Annotated in this window: 2 protein-coding genes; both read right to left on the bottom strand. The window is 34.3% G+C overall.

The features are described 5' to 3' along the window. Positions 1-144 precede the first annotated feature (144 nt). The gene (locus D1003_RS10965) at positions 145-450 is read right to left on the bottom strand and encodes a helix-turn-helix domain-containing protein (RefSeq protein ID WP_004917541.1); all 306 of its coding nucleotides are present in this window, start codon (positions 448-450) and stop codon (positions 145-147) included. Then, positions 431-772: a type II toxin-antitoxin system RelE/ParE family toxin gene (locus D1003_RS10960; protein WP_013447208.1), complete on the bottom strand. Its 342-nt coding sequence runs from the start codon at positions 770-772 to the stop codon at positions 431-433. The genes D1003_RS10965 and D1003_RS10960 overlap by 20 nt, the downstream gene beginning before the upstream one ends. Positions 773-864 lie beyond the last annotated feature (92 nt).

Genomic DNA, 864 nt, shown 5'->3' with positions numbered 1-864 from the left:
TAACGGTCCGGGTATTGCCGAAGGCGGGGCTTATTAGCACCTAACTTCAACTAAAATACCATACTTCAAAAGTAAACAAAATTTTCTAAAAAAACAATTAACCCCGCTTGCGGCAATACCTTGTTGGCGGTTCGTTCTTTTTTGTTAGAGCTGTAAAGTAAGTTTTAAATGTCCGCCTAATCCCGTTTGAATAATTTTCATCAAAGTTGAAAGTCGAATGTCACTTGCATTATTTTCTATACGTGAAATGTAAGACTTATTTGTTCCGCACTTTTCAGCAAGTTCTTCTTGTGTCATACCAAGTTTGCGTCTTGCTTCCTCCAGCAAAACACCAAGTTGGAAACTTTCAAATTCTTGTTCCCACTGTTCTCTTTCTTTTGCACCTCGTTTTCCGTATTTATTGTCAAGGATTTCGTCAAGCGTTGTAATGTTATTTTCTTTCGTTTTCATATTCTGCTTTTATTTTTATTGCCTTTTCTATTTCATTTTTTGGTGTTTTTTGAGATTTTTTTTGAAAACCATTCCCTAAAACAACTAAATTTCCTTTATCGAAAAAAGCGAAAATTCTAAAAATGTTTCCACCAAGTTCAACCCGAACTTCAAAAAGTCCGTCAGTTCCAGTTATATGGTCAAAATACTTTTTAGGAACTCGGTCAATTGTCCGCAACAAGTTCAAAGTCCATTCAATCTTTCTTTGTACTTCATCTGTTTGGGCTTGGTAGAAGTCCAAAAAGTATTTTTTATATGCAATAACTTGTCTTATAGTTTCCATACTACAAAGTTAACTATTCAGATAACAATATGCAAATTTTTTATTGAAATTTTCTGTTAGGCAGTGACGTTTTTTAGAATGACCGCCAACGG

It is taken from the genome of Riemerella anatipestifer (assembly GCF_009663465.1).
GTDB classification, from domain to species: Bacteria; Bacteroidota; Bacteroidia; order Flavobacteriales; family Weeksellaceae; genus Riemerella; species Riemerella anatipestifer_C.
Note: the sequence above shows the minus strand (reverse complement) of the source record. Positions and strands in the feature narration are given on the sequence as shown.